This is a genomic window from Actinomycetaceae bacterium MB13-C1-2 (assembly GCA_035621235.1).
Taxonomy (GTDB): domain Bacteria; phylum Actinomycetota; class Actinomycetes; order Actinomycetales; family Actinomycetaceae; genus Scrofimicrobium.
Window position 1 is genome coordinate 541613 of record CP141731.1, and the last position, 15966, is coordinate 557578.

General features: G+C 57.9%; 14 protein-coding genes and 1 tRNA gene. 9 read left to right on the top strand and 6 right to left on the bottom strand.

What is annotated here, in order from left to right; all coding sequences use genetic code 11:
• Nucleotides 1-49 precede the first annotated feature (49 nt).
• Complete coding sequence (locus U6G28_02235; GenBank protein ID WRS30528.1) at nt 50-1261, bottom strand: carbohydrate-binding domain-containing protein; 1212 nt, start codon at nt 1259-1261, stop codon at nt 50-52.
• A 227-nt stretch (nt 1262-1488) separates the two neighbouring features.
• Here U6G28_02235 and U6G28_02240 point away from each other — a divergent pair.
• Nucleotides 1489-1573: transfer RNA gene (locus U6G28_02240), tRNA-Ser, on the top strand.
• 243 nt (nt 1574-1816) lie between these two features.
• Nucleotides 1817-2578 carry a glycosyltransferase family A protein gene (locus U6G28_02245; protein WRS30529.1) on the top strand — a complete coding sequence of 254 codons (762 nt, stop codon included), beginning with the start codon at nt 1817-1819 and terminating at the stop codon, nt 2576-2578.
• Nucleotides 2579-2724: 146 nt separating this feature from the next.
• Here the strand turns inward: U6G28_02245 and U6G28_02250 are convergent, their stop codons facing one another.
• The gene (locus tag U6G28_02250) at nt 2725-3591 is read right to left on the bottom strand and encodes an alpha/beta hydrolase (protein ID WRS30530.1); all 867 of its coding nucleotides are present in this window, start codon (nt 3589-3591) and stop codon (nt 2725-2727) included.
• Nucleotides 3592-3959: 368 nt separating this feature from the next.
• Here U6G28_02250 and U6G28_02255 point away from each other — a divergent pair, with 368 nt between their 5' ends.
• Nucleotides 3960-5276 (top strand): TrpB-like pyridoxal phosphate-dependent enzyme, encoded by a 1317-nt coding sequence (locus U6G28_02255; GenBank protein ID WRS30531.1) that lies wholly within the window; start codon nt 3960-3962, stop codon nt 5274-5276.
• Between the two features lie 120 nt (nt 5277-5396).
• Here the strand turns inward: U6G28_02255 and U6G28_02260 are convergent, their stop codons facing one another.
• Complete coding sequence (locus U6G28_02260) at nt 5397-5813, bottom strand: hypothetical protein (protein ID WRS30532.1); 417 nt, start codon at nt 5811-5813, stop codon at nt 5397-5399.
• Between the two features lie 162 nt (nt 5814-5975).
• Between U6G28_02260 and U6G28_02265 the strand changes: the two genes are divergently transcribed.
• Entirely contained in the window at nt 5976-7187 is a 1212-nt protein-coding gene (locus tag U6G28_02265; protein WRS30533.1) for a hypothetical protein, read from the top strand.
• A gap of 202 nt (nt 7188-7389) precedes the next feature.
• Here the strand turns inward: U6G28_02265 and U6G28_02270 are convergent, their stop codons facing one another.
• Complete coding sequence (locus U6G28_02270; protein ID WRS30534.1) at nt 7390-8580, bottom strand: alpha/beta hydrolase; 1191 nt, start codon at nt 8578-8580, stop codon at nt 7390-7392.
• Between the two features lie 307 nt (nt 8581-8887).
• Here U6G28_02270 and U6G28_02275 point away from each other — a divergent pair, with 307 nt between their 5' ends.
• Nucleotides 8888-9958 (top strand): DNA adenine methylase, encoded by a 1071-nt coding sequence (locus U6G28_02275; GenBank protein WRS30535.1) that lies wholly within the window; start codon nt 8888-8890, stop codon nt 9956-9958.
• Here U6G28_02275 and U6G28_02280 read toward each other — a convergent pair.
• Together U6G28_02280 and U6G28_02285 are read right to left on the bottom strand one after the other, a co-directional pair.
• Nucleotides 9906-10628, bottom strand: coding sequence for a response regulator transcription factor (locus tag U6G28_02280; GenBank protein ID WRS30536.1), 723 nt, complete (start codon nt 10626-10628; stop codon nt 9906-9908). The genes U6G28_02275 and U6G28_02280 overlap by 53 nt on opposite strands.
• Nucleotides 10625-11782, bottom strand: a complete 1158-nt coding sequence (locus U6G28_02285; protein WRS30537.1) for a HAMP domain-containing sensor histidine kinase — start codon at nt 11780-11782, stop codon at nt 10625-10627. The genes U6G28_02280 and U6G28_02285 overlap by 4 nt, the downstream gene beginning before the upstream one ends.
• A gap of 143 nt (nt 11783-11925) precedes the next feature.
• On the opposite strand from U6G28_02285, the gene pstS reads away from it, so the two are divergent.
• Genes pstS through pstB form a run of 4 tightly spaced genes read left to right on the top strand, consistent with a single transcriptional unit; the run spans nt 11926 to nt 15965 of the window.
• On the top strand, nt 11926-13056 hold the full coding sequence (gene pstS, locus U6G28_02290) for a phosphate ABC transporter substrate-binding protein PstS (protein ID WRS30538.1): 1131 nt from the start codon (nt 11926-11928) through the stop codon (nt 13054-13056).
• A gap of 16 nt (nt 13057-13072) precedes the next feature.
• A complete protein-coding gene (pstC, locus tag U6G28_02295; GenBank protein WRS30539.1) occupies nt 13073-14206 on the top strand; it encodes a phosphate ABC transporter permease subunit PstC in 1134 nt (377 codons plus the stop codon).
• Nucleotides 14203-15186, top strand: a complete 984-nt coding sequence (gene pstA / locus U6G28_02300) for a phosphate ABC transporter permease PstA (GenBank protein ID WRS30540.1) — start codon at nt 14203-14205, stop codon at nt 15184-15186. Before pstC ends, pstA begins: the two co-directional genes overlap by 4 nt.
• A complete protein-coding gene (pstB, locus tag U6G28_02305; protein ID WRS30541.1) occupies nt 15186-15965 on the top strand; it encodes a phosphate ABC transporter ATP-binding protein PstB in 780 nt (259 codons plus the stop codon). Before pstA ends, pstB begins: the two co-directional genes overlap by 1 nt.
• Nucleotide 15966 lies beyond the last annotated feature (1 nt).

Consider the following 15966-nt stretch of genomic DNA (forward strand, 5'->3'; position numbering starts at 1 on the left):
TCCCCACTCACGTCTGAGTAGGGAGCCAAACTGGGTCAACGAGGCAACGCTACATTCCGCCGGGACCACCCATCCCTGGATCGCTGCCCATCCCACCATCCATGGGTCCACCCATCATCATCTGGTAGAGCTCGGAAACCTGCTCTCCATTCACGATGATGGTTCCACCGTTCAGCGTGCCAACACCGTCGTAGTCGAACGGAGACTGCGCCAAAATGGTGACGGTTCCACCGTTGATCGTTAGATCCCCGTTACTGTCAATAGCGTCGGTATCTCCGGCACCCATGTTGATAGTCAGGTTTCCATCATTGATCGTGATGCTAAGTCCATCGGTGATGATGTCCGACGTCGATGCATTGATCCCGTCATCCGATGCGTTGATCGTGATATCCCCACCATCAATGACGATCACCGGGGCTTCGATGCCCTCGACCGATTGAACAATGTTGATTGTTCCGCCTGCGATCGACAGGCTTTGCTCGGCCTTGATTGCGTCATCACCCGTTGTGATGGTGATGACGCCTCCGGTTATCACCAGGTTTCCCTTGCCCAGATCGGTAGAGTTGCTAGATTTCATGCCGTCACCAAGTGCGTCGATCGTTATTGTGCCGCCACTGACGTTCAGAGAGTCAGTGCCACGGATACCATCGTCAACGCTGGTTACGTTTATGGTTCCAGAGTCGACCCACAGGTCGTCCTTGCCGACTATGCCGTCCTCAAAGTTAGCCGTAACGTTAAGGGTGCCCGCACCGGTCAGAAGCAGGTCATCAGCGGAGTAGATGGCACCGCCAATCTCCTCATCAGTCCTGGTAGATGCATCGGAAACGGTGTTGTCAGTACCGTCGGTAGTCTCAATGGCAACTCCCTCGGCGTTGTCCACTTGGATGGCAGCTCCCGCCGAACTGTTGATTGCGGCTCCTGAAAGAACGATCCGAACGTAGCCCTCGGAGTTCACAACCACCTGCCCGGTCGAGCTCCCACTAAGAACGTAGGTACCAGGGTCGGTGATCGTTAGGCCCTCGTCGATGAGCGTCACATCCGTGGAGGGAAGCTGACTCCAGTCAACGTCAAGGATCGAATCAGCAGTTGCTGTGGCGGTCTCTGTGATCTCTTCGCTCTGCGCCACTTCCGTGGCTTGAACAGTCTCGGAGGGCGACATCGTTGAGTCTTCGCTAACTGTGGCTTCCGTAGTGGAGCAACCGGCGATCAAAAGTATCGCGGCAAGAGGAGCAAGCGCCCCCTTAGCAATGTTGCGTTTCATTGTTTTTCCTTCCGATGAACGATTCATCAACTGCGACAAGAAAACCAATGCAACCTATGAGGAAGCTATGAAGCTCATATGGCTCGCTTATGAACAAGAACTGCTCAAGTGAAGCGGCGCGCGTTCGTTTTCACGACGGATCCCACACCGACCTAAGTGGAATGACGAGCCAGCAGCGGGCTAGTATTATCGGGCACGTTCCCGTGGCGATCCCATGGGAATGCGCAGGAGGATTCGCCTAGTGGCCTATGGCGCACGCTTGGAAAGCGTGTTGGGTGCAAGCCCTCGGGGGTTCGAATCCCCCATCCTCCGCAAACGCTGTTTTGAAGTCTAAAACAGCAGGTCAAAGCCATTTCAGACTTCAGAGATGAAGCCGGGTGAGAATACAATTGTGAACGTAAATCCTCCGCGCGGCTCTTTCGAGATCCGGGCCTGCAAGCCATCCGCGCCTCTTGTTTTCCAGGGGTGAGGGGACTCATACTGCTCGCGCATCCCAGCTAAGTTCCGGCTAGCATCTACTGCGTCCCCTTAACACGAGGCCCGAGGAGCAACCGGATGGATCACCCCCGCCAGGGCGTACCTGCGGATCAACTCAAAATAGGCGTTGCAATACCGTGCCGAAATGACGCCCAGTTTCTTGGAACCTGCCTTGAAGCCCTAGCCCGGCAAACCCGAAAGCCCTCCTTCATCGTGGTCGTCGACAACAGCTCAGACGACAAATCCGCGCAGGTCGCACACGATGGCGGGGCGGTAGTCGTGGAGCAATCACAGATCGGTATTTGGCCCGCCGCTTCGATGGCCTACGACGAGATAGCCAAACGCGGCGCAGATGTGATCGCCCGCCTGGACGCCGATTCAGTCCCGCCACCGGACTGGATTGAGAGGATCGAGCGCGCCTTCACCGATGATCCGACCCTCCTGGCGATCACCGGCATGGGGGACTTCTACGGCGGAACACGCTTTAGCCGATGGTTTGGGAAGCACTGCTATCTAGGGCTAATGGTTTCGATAATGAATCCGTGGCTCGGTAACCCGGTGCTCTTCGGCTCGAACTCCGCAATGAGCGTCGCTCTATGGGAAAGAATGAAGAACAAGGTTCTCTCTAATCGTGCGGATATTCACGATGACTTTGAGCTGTCGATTCGGATGCGTCCTAGCGATAACGCCGTATACGACGAGACCCTTCGAGTCGGAGTTTCTGCCAGGCCGTTCGATGGGCCTCATGCCTTCGCAACGCGAATCGGAAAGGCGCTGAGGACTATGCGGGTGACCTGGCCGGAGATTCTCCCGTGGTGGAGAAGACACCACGACTACTAGTCCTAGGATGGCACTGGTTCGGAAACGACTTCTGCCTCAAGAGGCAGCCTCAAAAGATCTGGGTCAGCGTAGAACTTAGCCTGATCGGCACACGCGACGTCGAGGCGCCCGGCGCCCTAACCTCTAAATCCTCCGTGTGCGCCGACCTAAAGTGGGGTCTCTGAGGCGAGCTTCCCCTCGTCCACTTTATGAAAGAAGTCAATCAGATCTCTCGCATACTCTTTCGGTTTGGATTCGGCCGGGCTGTGACCGCTGCGATACGACTTAAACTCCGCCCCTACTCGGTCGGCAAATGCCCTGTGTGTCTTCAGGGACCAGAGGTCCCCAGAGCCAGCGGTAACTAGGCGTGGAAGCGGTGAGGTTGCGAGAGCTTCCTCGTAATCCGGAACAGCCATCATCGTCTCCATTGTGTCGTCGACACTCTGCTTCTGGGTGAACTTCAGCCGATACTTTATGAACTCCTTGCGTTTTCGAGGAAGCCAGTTGATTCCGTTACGGATGGCACCTCGCAGAATAGCCGAGCCCATCTTTGGCGTTACGAATCGCGACAGAGCTCCGACAACCCTCATCTTCCGGAAAGAGTCCCCGGATAATGGTGGCGCGGAAAGATAGACGACAGAACGAAGAAGCTCAGGGTGTGTGACCGCAACGCGAGAGGCGACGACTCCTGAATACGAGTAACCAACGAGATGAGCCGGGCCTATCTTCCTCAGTATCGCGAGTGCATCCTCCGTGTGGAGGTCGAGTGACCAGTGTCCGCTTTCATCGGGACCAGCATCACCGGAAGCGAACTGTCCGGCAAGGTCTACTGCCACCGCCCGATAGCCACTACTGCCGAGCGCCGGACCGATCAGGGAGAAGTCCTCCTTTGATCCGGTAATGCCTGGCAGTAGCAATACTGGAACGCCGTCCCTAGGCCCCCACGTTGCCGTCGCCAGTCGGCCCGATGGAGCATCAAATGTTCCAGCCTCCGTACCCGGAGGCAGAATAGACCAGTCAATAGAACTGTCCACCGTAGTCCCCAACTGTGTTGCTAGTGATATTGTCCGATTCTCGCACCGCTGCCGTGACATCGCACATCGGTCCATTCGGCTTCGCGCCCACAACGCCAGGAAATCCAACAATGAAGTAACCTCGTGGACGCGTCGGCGCCACCCAGAAGAGTCGAATTTTCTAGTGCGATGGGCGGAGATCACCCACGCCACCCACACCAAAAACCTAGTCCGACAAGACGTCTTTCCGAGCGGTTACCACCCCTCGGCAAACGACTTCCCCAGATTCAGACAGTTCTACGACCAGCTGTCCGTTCGGGTTAGCATCGAACCGCTACCTATGCAGGTAGCCATAGTTGCGAATTGAAGTTGATGGAAAGTTGAATCCCATGAGTGACCAGGTGACAAGCGAAACGATCAAGGTCGACGAAGTCGATCCGTTCCCCACAGTCCCCAAGGCCTGGTACAACATCAACGCCGATCTTCCCGAACCAATCCCGCCGCACCTCAACCCCGGCACCAAAGAGCCGATCACCGTAGATGAGCTGTCCGGCATCTTCGCCCGGGAACTCTCCGAGCAAGAACTCTCCACGGAACGCTATATCCCCATCCCCGAAGAAGTACGGGAGGCTTACTCAGTTTGGAGGCGCACTCCCCTCATTCGCGCTCACCGCCTGGAACGCGAGCTAGGAACCAAGTCACGCATCTATTTGAAGTACGAGGGGGCCTCTCCCGTCGGCAGCCACAAACCGAACTCGGCGCTACCGCAGGCGTACTACAACGCAAAAGAGGGCATCACAAAGCTAACCACCGAAACCGGGGCAGGGCAGTGGGGTTCCTCGTTGGCCCTCGGCGGCGCAATATTCGGGGTAGAGGTCGAAGTCTGGCAGGTCCGCGCCTCGTATGACTCGAAGCCATACCGTCGCTACCTAATGGAGACGTACGGCGGCACTGTTCACCCGAGTCCTTCAGATCTTACCGAGGCAGGGCGGGCAATTCTCGCGGAGCAGCCGGACACTTCTGGCAGTCTCGGTATGGCCGTCAGTGAAGCTGTTGAGGCAGCGGTCAAGGATCCGAAAGCTCGTTACGCGCTGGGCTCGGTACTGAACCACGTTGTCCTGCACCAAACGGTGATTGGGCAAGAAGCAATCGATCAGCTCAAGGAAGCTGGCGAAGACGGAGCAGACGTCGTCATTGGTTGTGCCGGAGGCGGGTCTAACCTGGCCGGCCTCGCATTCCCGTTCCTCAGGGATGTTCTGACGGCTGGTGCGGAAACTGAAATTATCGCAGTTGAACCATCTGCATGCCCGTCACTCACGCAGGGGGAATACCGCTACGACCACGGAGATTTCTCTGGAATGACTCCGCTGCTGAAGATGTACACCCTGGGCACCGATTTCGTTCCAGACCCGATCCACGCCGGAGGGTTGCGCTATCACGGGATGGCCCCGGCGCTTAGCCACACGGTGAACCTGGGCCTCGTCAAGCCCATGGCAGTCGAACAGAAAGACGCGTTCGATGCTGGACTTCTGCTGGCCCGAACCGAGGGAATCGTGCCTGCACCCGAATCCAATCACGCACTAACTGCGGCATTTGAGCGGGCGCGCAACTCGGATAGGGAAGAGGTAATCGTCGTCGGAGTGTCCGGACACGGAATGCTTGACCTACCTTCGTACCAGCAGTTCCTCCCGGAAGCGCAAGCATAGAACATTACGTGTCGAGAACTCACGGCCTCGTACGGGAGGAAATGGCCGGCTCCGCAGTCGGAGGCAATGCGCGTCGGAAGCCCGCCGTATCGGCAGTTCCTCCGCAAACGCGACTAGGTGCTACTCCTCGTCCGAGACGCTTATCTTGAAGCTGTAGGTTGTTCCATCGGGGGCAGTCATTGAAGCATCCGTCGTGCCGGTGCCGACCGCACTAAACCCCGGATTGAAAACTGCAGACCCGTCATCGCGGCCCGCCACGAACTCGGCGACCGCCTTATCCACAGTCTCGCCGGTCCATTCGGTTGGATCATCAACGTTGACAACCAGTGGCTGATCCTTAGTGATTGTGAACGAGCCGCCTTGCAGATCGGTACCTTCAACGATCTGAGGCGGCAGAACACTCCCGCCGTCAGAACTACTCCCACTGTCTGATGTCGGCGCTCTACCGCTACCATTGGAAGTACACGCCACCAATCCGAAGGCCAAAGCGACCCCCGCAACGACGCCAGCCACGGGCCTAAGAATCTGTCTTCTCATGCGAAAACTATACGTCCGACAGAACGGTTATCTAACAGGCGTTACAAGATTGTTTCATCCAAGTGACTTATCCCCCTGAGCCAGACGCCTTATCCCCTGCAAACAAATCCCCGCGTTGATAGTCTCAGACTGTTCACCTCCCAGACTCCGAGAGGATCATCAATGCGCGTTCTGGTAACCAGCTCTAGGAATCCCTTCACCCTCGACATCGTCCGTAAGCTTGGCAGTTCCGGCCATACCGTCTTTGCCAGCGACACATACGGTGGGGCAATGGGAAGTCATTCAAAGTACGCTGAGGGCCACCTTGTAACCGCGTCACCGACGTTCGACACTGATCAGTTCATCAAGGACGTCAGCGACTTCGCAGCCGAGAACCAGATCGACCTGATCATTCCGACTTTCGAAGAAGCCTTTTACCTGGCCGCGCGCCGCGCTGATCTGCCCGAAGGCGTAGAGGTGTTCACCGGCCCCTTCAACAAGCTCGCGATGCTTCACGACAAGGTCAGTTTCCAGCGTCTCTGCGAAGACGCCGGCGTTCCGATCCCCGAAACGGTCGTAGCAACGGACGAGGAGAGTCTGCAAGAAGCTATCTCTCGCTTCCCCCGATACTTTGCCCGAGCCGCCTTCTCCCGCGGCGGAGTCGCACTGCTTACCAACACCGGCCCTCTCGAGGGGGCGATGAAGGTCGAGGATTGCCACCCGACCCCGGAGCAACCCTGGATTGTCCAGCCGTTCGTTGACGGACCCATGGTCTGCACGTACGCAACCGTCGTGGATGGCAGAGTCACCAGCATGGTCACCTACCGCGCTCCCGAGCAGTGGGCTCACTCGACCGGAATCGAGTTCGTTGCCGACGACTCCACCAAAACTCTCGAATACACGCAGAAGATCGTTGACCAGCTGGACTGCAACTACAGCGGTCAACTCTCGTTCGACTTCGTCGATAGCGAGGGTGGCCTCATCGCGATCGAATGTAACCCTCGTACTACCAACGGCGTCCTGCTACTGGAAACCGACGAGTTCGTCGACGCGCTGACCGGCGACATAAAAGACACTGCGATGGCCGCGCCGGGAACGGAACGCGAGATCAAGTTTGCAGTCCTCGCAAACGTCTTTACCCCCCACCTAAAGACCATTCCAGGAACGGTCAAGGACATTCTTGAGGGCACCGACACCGGCAAGGGTTGGCACGACTCCATCGCGATGATGTGGAGTCCAGCCACCCTGGTCCACGGAGCAAAACTCGGACACGGCAAACACGAGAAGGTTCTCGAAGCCCTTGGCGGTGACATCGTCTGGGATGGCGGCCCAATCGACGGAATGAGCGATGAGGATGCCAAAGCGCTAGAGGCAGTTCACGAAGTACAGGTCTAGCCACCTCCAAGAGTTGCCAATCAGATAGGGGCCGATTTCGCCGACTTTATCGGCGTGTCGCGCCCCTATCTGATTGGAGATTCATACAGGGAGAACTATCCCCCAACAAGCTGACAAGCCGTCGTCCTCCCCGTCCTCCGCTATCTCCGTTTTCCAATCAGATAAGGGACTTTTGGGACCGAATTTACGGCGTGTCGCGCCCCTATCTGATTGGAGATCGCGAGGTTTTCGCCAGCAGTTCCATAGCTTTCGCCAAGTCGGCAGTGAGCCCGCGTCTTGGAAGCCGGTTCAGTTCGTTTTCCAGTCCGGGCAACCGTCGGCTCTGCCCCGTAACCAAGAGTTTCAGCGCCTTCACGAATGCAACGGGGTGACTGTCGAGAGCACTGTGTCCGTTCTCAATCCGAGCCAGCGTCGCATTTGGTGCAAGCGCAACGGTTCGCTCCGCGATCGCCGGTGGTGTCCTCACGTCCCTCGTCCCCGACAGCACCACCATGGGCCAGTCAAAACCCGATGTTTCCGCTGGCAGATCAAATAGTTCCCCCTCGAACGAGGGAAACCGATCAGCAATCCGCGCATACGTCAGCGCCGGATCCAGCGGTAACCCGTCGGGCACGGCTCCGTAGTTGAGTTCCCGAAACCCGATGGTCCCAGCGCGCTCGAACTCGTAGAAGTACGGAATACCTGCAATAGACTCATCTCGCGCGGCGTATAAAGCCAGACCCTGCCAGACCGGGTCGAACCTGTCAGCGACTTTGCGGCTCACCGCCGATTCCACCAACGGCATCCCGCTTAGTTCATAACCGGAGCGGACAACATCCAACAGAACCCGCTGATCTTCTCCTCGCGCCGTCAACTCTCGAACACACTGACCCACCGGGCTGCCAGTTTCCCAAAACAGTCGTCGGATCTCCTCGCGTTCCAACGCCAGATCTTTCGTCGACTGCAGTGCCGAATCCAGTAGCATCCCGGCAACACGCTCGGGATACTTCACGGCAAAGCTTGAGGCCAAATAACTTCCATATGAGGAACCCGCAATGTATGCCGCGGCAATTCCCTCCTGGTCCAACACCGCAGCAATGTCATCGAGCACCAGGTCAACCCACATTGCCGATTCGGGCAGGTCCACCCCGGTGACATCAGCGCGTGAGAACCCAACTCCCCTGTGCTCAACCATTATCACGTCGAGGCCGTCAGCCGCTGCCTGACGGCGAACAGAGCCGTAGGGAACGATGGATGCCAGTCCTGGACCACCAGGGACAACAAGCGTCGGGATCGCCCGGCGGGGACCGGTCCGAACGTAGGCCAGACCAAACTCGGGACTTCCTTGCACGGCGGGCCGCTGAACTCGCCGAATAACCTGATCTCGCACATCCCGCATCAAACCAACCCCCAAGACAGATCGACTCCTTCATTGTCTCTCAAACAGTCATCGACCAAGGAACTAATGACGCGGAGCTGTCACTCGCGACGAGAACGAAACCCGAACTGAGTGATGAATGAGTCGAGAACTCGCAGTCGGCCCGATATTCTCCCTATCTGAGTCCCGAAACTCTGGTCCCCGGACCCAATCCCGGCGCGTTCTCGACCCAATCATCTGCCCCGTCGATAGGATCGCCAATGGGTACTGAGTTAGGCCGTAGCGCCTCGGCTGGAGTCCGTCTTCAGAGCCCCAGTTTTCAGAACGAGTTAGGGCGGTCCGTTTGATCAAGTACCTGGGCTCGAAACGCCTGTTCGTTCCGGTCATCGGCGGGCTTCTCGACGCAACCGGAGCCCAGAGTGCCCTAGACCTATTCACCGGTACCACCCGTGTCGCACAGGAGTTCTGCCGTCGGGGGGCCTTCACCTACGCCGTCGATACAGCAACCTACTCTGAGGTCTTGGCCCAGTGCTACGTGGAAATCGACTCCGCAGACATCGATCAGGACGAGGTCGAGTTGGCGCTTCGTCACCTTTCTTCCCTCCCTCCGAAGCGTGGATACTTCACGAGGGTCTTTTGTGAAGAGAGCCGCTACTTTCATCCCGACAACGGAGTGCGAATCGATGCCATCCGCGACGGAATTGATGAGTACTACGCGGATTCTCCGCTTCGTCCGATTCTTCTCACCAGCCTGCTTGAGGCCGCTGACGCCGTGGACTCAACCGTCGGGTTGCAGATGGCCTATCTGAAGCAGTGGGCTCCCCGCGCCCTGAAACCCCTTGAGCTTAGATCGCCCGTGTTGACGCCTGGCAGAGGTAGTGCGATACGAGGCAGTGCTCTCGAAGTGGCGACAATGCTCCCTCACGTTGACTTTGCCTATCTTGATCCGCCCTATAACCAGCATCGCTACTTCACGAACTACCACGTGTGGGAAACCCTGATTCGCAACGATGAACCCGAGTACTACGGCATCGCCTGTAAGCGGACGGACGCGAGGGACGAGAAGACCAAGAGCCCCTTCAATCAGCGAGGCCAGATCGGGCCAGCGCTCGAAAAGATCCTTCGAGACCTCGACGCCAGTACCGTAGCTTTAAGCTTTAGTGATGAGGGGTTTCTTCCCCTCGAACAACTAGTTGAGTATTGCGAGGCCCGCGGCGGCACAGTCGAGGTGCTGGAGTTCGAGAACAAGCGGCACGTGGGTGCCCAAATCGGCATACACAATCTAGACGGCAAGAAGGTTGGAACTCCAGGGCCTGCGAAAAACTTGGAGTACATAATTCTGCAGGGCGATGCAGGGACGATCAGAGCGATGGTTGATGGGGTTGCTCCTCGAACCGGTAGCCAACTCCCCTAACCGTACTAATCAGCTTTCGCTCAACGTCTCCGGGACTGATCCGCGAGCGCAATCGCTTGATATGGACGTCAAGTGTTCGTTCATCACCGTAGAAGTCCGCTCCCCACACCTCGGTCAGCAGGTAGGCGCGCGTCACGACCCGGCCCGCGTTGCTCATCAGTGTTCCCAATAGCTGGAACTCCTTCAGGGGAAGCTGCACTGGTTTTCCATCGACCTCGACGCTGTGGCGCCCGTAGTCGATGGTCACCGGACCGACGGTAAGCACCTCGTCCGTGGTCCCTAGAATCCCCACTTCTACCGACTTCGAACGCCTCATGACCGACTTGATGCGCGCCAGGAGTTCTCGCGAAGAGTAGGGCTTGGTCACATAGTCATCGGCTCCAACCTCAAGTCCCAACACCTTGTCGATCTCGGAGGCCTTTGCCGTGAGCATGATGACCGGCACGTCCGAGGTGGCTCGAATCCTCTGGCACACCTCGATCCCCGACATGGAAGGAAGCATTACATCAAGCAGAACCAGGTCCGGAGTTTTCCGGTTGAACTCACTCAACGCTTCCTGACCATCACCGACGACCTTTACCTTAAACCCTTCCTCGGACAGAAGGAAGCTGAGGGGTACCGCAATTGAGGCTTCATCCTCGACCAGTAGCAACCGTTTCTTTGAACTCATTTGGACTCCTCTTCACCTTCACCGCGATATACCGGCGGAGGTGCCAGTGGAAGCGTAACGAGGAATGTGGCACCCTCCCCTGGAACTGACTTCACCGAGATATCCCCACCCGCACCTCTGGCCACGTTCCTAGCTATCGCCAAACCAAGACCCGTGCCCCCAGACTGTCGCCCCCGGACCTTATCCACCCGGTAGAAACGCTGGAATATCTTGTCTGCTTGCTCTGGTTCAATCCCGGGTCCCTGATCGGAAATCGAGACGATGGCCTCCTCTAGAGGGCCGGTCTCACGGACCCCAATCCTGACACTGCCACCTGCCGGAGAATGCTTAATCGCGTTCTCCACTATGTTCCCCAAAGCCACTTCAAGCATTTTGGGATCGATCTCCACTCTTAGACTCTCGGGGGCCGAGGCTCGGTTCCACTCCAGCCTCACCTGAGCAGCGCTAGCGAGAGTCAAGTGGTTCATCACCACTTCGTCAACGACGCCGATCGTATCGATAGGTTCGAGCTTTTCTGTGCGTGATCTATCCTGCGCCTCAGCAAGTCTGCCGATATCTCTAGTGAGTTCGGACAGTCTCTCGGCCTCACCATGCAGCGCCTTGACGAACTCCCCGGTCGCTTTCTTGTCTGAGGACCCCTTTTGAAGCGCCTCGGAAAGCAACAAAATCGCCGACACCGGTGTGTTTAGTTCGTGGCTCGCATTTGCGATAAAGTCCTGACGCATGGCGTCCGCGCTGTACAGGTCCGATTCGTCCCATACCATGACGGCAACTAGATTCTCGGGCAGAGGAACAACGTGAACGCTCTGCTGATCATCCGGGTCTGAACGGCGCGAAACTCCTTTTCCCTCAACCAGCGCACGCATAACGGTCCTCTGAAGCCATTCCTTCTCAAGAACGCGGCGCACCATTGCCGGATGATCCTCGTACGCGGTGTTGTGAAAGAGGGGCCGCATCGAGTCACTGAAAACAACGGTGGGAATGGGGACGGCCTCAAGCAAAGCTTGGCTGGTGAACGAAAGTGTTGCCAGGGTGGGAGTATCCGAGCGGCGACGGGACTGGGCCGCCGCCCGAAGCAATGCCACCAATAATGCGCCCAAGACAGCGCCAAGCGCGAAGAGCAACGCCGGTGGCCAGGTTGAAGGACCCGACATACCTCCATCGTAGAGCGCTTGTAGCAGCGAACGGAACGGCGACGGCGAACGACGCAAGGGATTAACCCACAGTTACCAAAGAGTTAACGCATCGTTCACATTCACTCCAGGGTCCGTTCAAAGAGGGAGCGGAGGCTGGTGGCATGAAGCAAACAAGAAACACTCGCGCCTGGATGGCCGGGACCACACTTGCCATTTCCACCGCACTACTCGCCGGATGTGCCGCTAACGAGGGAGGAACCACTCCGTCTGAGGGCCAAAGCGAAACCACGGAATCAGCATCGACGCTCTCGGGCACATTTGCCGGTGCTGGAGCGTCGGCTCAAGAAGCTGCTCAAGCGGCCTGGATTGCCGCGTTCCAAAGTGATAACCCTGACGTCACCATCAACTACAACCCTGTTGGTTCAGGAGGCGGTCGCAAGCAGTTCATCGAAGGCGCAACCGTATATGCAGGTTCAGACTCATACCTGAAGGTCGAAGAGCTTGAGGGCGGAACCGCTGGTGCATGCGCGGCCGATTCGGAGGTGTACAACCTTCCCGTCTACATCTCCCCCATCGCAGTGGTCTTCTCCCTGGATGGTATCGAGTCGCTGAACATGGATGCCGCGACAATCGCGAAAATCTTCAAGGGCGAGATCACCACCTGGAACGACCCTGCCATTGCCGAGTCAAACCCGGACACTGAGCTTCCTCAGACGGCAATCACTGTGGTGCACCGCTCCGATGACTCAGGCACCACCAAGAACTTCTCAGACTATCTGAACAAGAACGTCCCGGAAATATGGGATGCGGAGCCCGAGGACAAGTATCCCTACTCCTTCCCGGGAGCCGAGGGCGCTCAGGGTTCCTCCGGTGTCGTCGACGCGGTAGCGGGTGGGGCCGGAACCATTGGCTACGTGGATGCCTCAAAAGCAGGCGGTCTTTCAAGCGTCGCGCTGAAGGTGGGCGATGATTACGTCCACTACTCGCCTGAGGGGGCAGCCGCGATTGTCGATGCCTCTCCTCGTCCGGACGAAGGTCAACCGGCAAACGATCTGGCAGTGAAGGTCGACCGCACCACCACTGAGGCGGGCGTCTACCCGCTGGTCCTGGTGTCCTACCTGATCGTCTGCCAGAACTATGCGGATGCCAAGAACGGTGAGTTCGTGAAGGCATACGCCGACTACATTGTCAGCCCCGAGGGCCAGACCGCTGCGCAGGAGGGTGCCGGTTCAGCGCCGATCTCCGATGCGACCCGCGACAAGATCCTCCCGGTTCTAGAGACCATCAAGTAAGAGGTCACCGATCCATATGTCGACAACTGTCGAGGAAGTCAGTCCCCGCCTGGAAGAGACTCTGGGCGGGGACGCTCGCGCCCCTAAGTCTGATCCCCGGCAATGCAGTTCGGCACCGGACGCACTGCACGGAGACACCGACACTCCCGTGGGGCTCTCGGTGTCAGACCCAACCAGACCGCGCACTCCGCAAGAAGCGCCTAGACCTGGCAAGCCGTTCAAGAAGGTACCTCGGCCGGGTGACGCCGCATTCTTTTCACTGGCTATTGGAGCGGGTGCACTGATTCTGGTTGTTCTGTTCGCAGTTGCCGTTTTCCTCATGGCACAGGCGTGGCCCGCATTCCTGGTCACGTCCGATGAAATTGGCTCGGCCTCCGGCAGCGAGCCGATGAGCATCTGGAGTTACGTCGCCCCATTCGCCTTCGGGACCATCTGGATCGCGTTCCTCGCCCTGCTAATCTCAACGCCGATCGCTATCGCGGTCGCACTCTTTATCTCGCACTACGCGCCAAGAAAGATTGCTAATGGCCTCGGCTACATAATCGATCTTCTGGCCGCTGTGCCATCAGTCGTCTTCGGACTCTGGGGAATCCGCGTCCTGGCTCCGATGCTGCAACCAGCCTATGTTTGGCTCACTGAGCATTTTGGTTGGATTCCGCTATTCAGCGGTCCTGCGTCTGGAACAGGGCGCACCGTCCTCACGGTCGCTTTGGTTCTTGCGGTGATGATCCTCCCGATAATGACCGCGGTATGCCGCGAGGTGTTCCTGCAGACTTCGAAACTCCAGGAGGAGGCCGCCCTGGCTCTGGGTGCCACGCGTTGGGAAATGATCAAGATGGCAGTGCTGCCCGCCGGACGAGCGGGAATCATCTCGGCCATGATGCTCGGCCTTGGCCGCGCTCTCGGGGAGACGATGGCTGTTGCCATGGTCCTCTCCCCCGCAGCAGTCATATCCTTTGCGCTGGTCACTTCCCAGAATCCGAACTCAATCGCCGCGAACATCGCGCTGAACTTCCCCGAGGCGTTTGGTCTCCGGGTCAACGTCCTGATCGCAACCGGGCTATTCCTGTTCGCGATCACCCTTGCAGTCAATATGCTTGCGCGCTGGGTTATCTCTAGGCGCGCTCAGTTCCAGGGAGCAAACGCATGAGCATCTCACAGGCCACTGAGATACAAATCCCCAGCCCTACTGAAACCGCTGACCAGTTGGCGCGAGCCAGCAAAGCCGCTCGTGCAACCAGTGTCGAAGCCGCCGTGAGCACTCGCTATGCGAAAACCCGCAAACGTAAGGACCGGTTCGCAACTGCGGTCGTTACCGGGGCGTTCATTCTTGCTTTGCTTCCACTGATTTCGGTCGTCTACACAGTCGTCAGTTCAGGCCTGGCTCGGTTCGACGCCGAGTTCTTTACCAACTCGATGAGAAATGTCGTGGGGGCGGGAGGAGGAGCGCTCCACGCTATCGTTGGCACGCTGGAGATCACGGCAATGGCCTCACTTTTCGCCGTGCCCATCGGCCTGTTCACCGCGATCTACGTCGTTGAGTATGGCAACGGGGGGAAGCTCTCGAAGGCGATCACCTTTTTCGTCGATGTGATGACCGGTATTCCCTCAATCGTTGCCGGTCTCTTCGCATATTCACTGTTCCTTCTGCTCTTCGGACCGGGTTCGCAAATGGGAATGGCAGGTGCCATCGCGCTCGCCCTCCTGATGACCCCGGTGGTGGTGCGTTCGTGCGAGGAAATGCTGCGCCTGGTTCCGAACGAACTGCGCGAGGCCTCCTTGGCCCTTGGCGTTCCTCGTTGGCGAACGATCGCCAAGGTCGTCCTCCCCACCTCCATTGCAGGCATCACCACTGGCGTCATGGTCGCGGTGGCGCGCGTCATCGGGGAAACCGCCCCACTTCTAGTGGCGGTCGGACTAACGCAGTCAATGAACTACTCGCTCACCGATGGGCCGATGATGACTCTTCCTGTCTTCGTCTACAACTCGTACATGAGTCAGGGCGCTGATGCACAAGCCTACCTGGACCGCGCCTGGACCGGCGCGCTCACACTGATTCTTATTGTCATGGTGCTGAATCTGGCTGCCCGCCTAATCGCGGCCCGTTTCGCACCGAAAGGAACTCGCTGATGTCTACTCAAATCAAAGTCAAAAGCCTTGACGCTTACTACGGCAGTTTCAAGGCCGTCGAGGGCGTGTCGATGATTATGGAGCCGAACACGGTCACCGCGCTGATCGGCCCTTCCGGATGCGGCAAGTCCACTTTCCTGCGGACACTGGATCGGATGCACGAGGTCATTCCGGGTGCCACCGTTGAAGGTAGCGTCCTCATCGACGAGCAGGAACTCTACGCTCCTGATGTCGACCCGGTTGATGTGCGCCGTAAGGTCGGGATGGTGTTCCAGCGTCCAAACCCGTTCCCAACGATGTCGATCCGCGACAACGTACTGGCCGGGGTGAAGCTGAACAACAAGAAGATTTCGAAGGCCGACGCCGACCAGATCGTTGAGAGCTCCCTGCGCGGTGCAAACCTGTGGGAAGAGGTGAAGGACCGCCTTGATCTGCCGGGGTCTTCGCTTTCCGGGGGGCAACAGCAGCGTCTGTGCATTGCCCGTACTATCGCGGTGAAACCAGACGTGATTCTGATGGATGAGCCCTGCTCCGCCCTCGATCCCATCTCAACCCTGGCGATCGAGGATCTCATCAGCGAGTTGAGTGCTCAGTACACGATCGTGATTGTCACCCACAATATGCAGCAGGCGGCGAGGGTCAGCGACAAGACAGGCTTCTTCAACCTCGAAAAGACGGGTGAACCGGGACGCCTGGTCGAGTATGACGACACCGAGGTGATCTTCGAAAACCCGGCGAACCGGTCAACCGCAGATTACGTCCAGGGCCGCTTCGGGTAGG